Origin of the sequence: Mesobacillus sp. MER 48 (assembly GCF_023714225.1) — a bacterium.
Classification (GTDB): Bacteria; Bacillota; Bacilli; order Bacillales; family Cytobacillaceae; genus Mesobacillus; species Mesobacillus oceanisediminis_A.
The window spans coordinates 1-1,577 of record NZ_JAMAUR010000025.1 but is presented as its reverse complement, the minus strand read 5'-3'; the positions used below and the strand labels follow the sequence as shown (position 1 = coordinate 1,577).

1 protein-coding gene is annotated in these 1,577 nt (G+C 39.4%); it reads left to right on the top strand.

Annotation, left to right across the window (positions count from 1 at the left end; all coding sequences use genetic code 11):
• Positions 1 to 246 precede the first annotated feature (246 nt).
• Positions 247 to 1,449, top strand: a complete 1,203-nt coding sequence (locus M3593_RS23645) for an IS110 family RNA-guided transposase (protein WP_251545069.1) — start codon at positions 247 to 249, stop codon at positions 1,447 to 1,449.
• The last annotated feature ends 128 nt before the right edge of the window (positions 1,450 to 1,577 follow it).

Genomic DNA, 1,577 nt, shown 5'->3' with positions numbered 1-1,577 from the left:
TCGTATTATAGAGTTAACCAGTATTTACTGGTTGGCTCTTTTTTTTATAGGACCTATTATTTCAGTAGCCAGGGTAGAACGTACGGGTGCGTGGGAGTTGGATCTCGTCAGCTAAACTGTTCGCCCCCTACTTGTAGAAAGATGTTTGAGGCTGGTTGGGACTTATGATCTCGTATAACAAGCGAAGCTATGGAACTACAGGAAGGTATAGGGGTTACTGGTGAGTACAACAAGGGAGAGATGAAATTGAATCCAGTAGTTGGCCTGGATGTGGCCAAAGGAGAAAGTGAGGCTCAAGCCTTCTTAGATAAAGATAGGCCATATGGAAAAAGCTTCAGTGTGAAGCATATCAAGGAGGATTTAGATTTATTTGTTTCCTATTTAAAAGGAATAGAGACGAAAACTGGAGTTAGACCAGCGGTGATTCTTGAATCTACAGGACATTACCATACACCAATTATTCAATGTCTGGAGGATAATCAATTTTTATATATCTTGGTAAATCCGATTATCTCTTATCAAGCAAAGAAAACAAGCCTGAGGAAGGTAAAAACAGATGCGGTTGATGCATATCATCTTTGTGTCCTTTATTACAAGGAAGAATTTGAGCCTTATAAGAAAAGAGGACTAAGACTTTTAAACCTAAGAACATTGTCAAGGCAATTCGAGACCGTTACGAACCTTTATATCCAAGCTAAACTTCAGTTTCATACTATTCTTGATCAAGTATTTCCTGAATACAGGGGAGTCTTTGGGGATTTATTTTCGCAAGTTTCTCTCAAAATATTAAAGGAGTTTCCTACTTCTGAAGATGTTCTGAGGACTGGTGAAGCAAAGATACTGGAGCGAATTGTGGGAATGCGTATAAAACGGTCTGAGGGTTGGGCCAGGGAGAGGGCAGCTAAATTAATAGCTTCGGCTGAGCGAAATCCTTTCCAACAAAGTGTGTATCAAAGTCAGTTGTTCAGTTTGGATATGTATATCTCTATGCTTCTTCAGTACCAAGAACACCTATCCAGTATAGAGGCAGAGATAGATGTCCTCGCTGAAGAAATTGAAGAATGTAAGATAATCCAATCAATTCCCGGAATAGGAGGAAAGATCGCGGCAACGATCATTTCCGAAATCGGAGAAATTGACCGGTTTAATCACCCAAAAAAACTTGTGGCTTACGCGGGAATAGATCCAAGTGTCCATTCATCAGGCAAGTTCACAGCTACTATAAATCATATTACTAAGCGAGGTTCAAGCCGATTACGGCACGCTTTGTATATGGCCGTTTTATGCGGTATAAGAAGCTCCAGGAACAAGAAGCTAAAAGAGTATTATGATCGGAAACGAAATGAAGGAAAGCCTTCAAAAGTAGCAATGATAGCTTGTGTAAACAAGCTCTTACACTGGATTTATGCAATCCTAAAAAGGAATGAACAGTTCCTAGATATGGCTTAATCAACAAGATAAAACAGCTAATGAAAAACCTTCCAAACGGTATTTGGAGGGTTATTTGGCGTGCCTTCAAAAGTATAACACGGAAGAACAAATATTTTAATAAGAAGTTCTTGACTCCTATTAGCTGG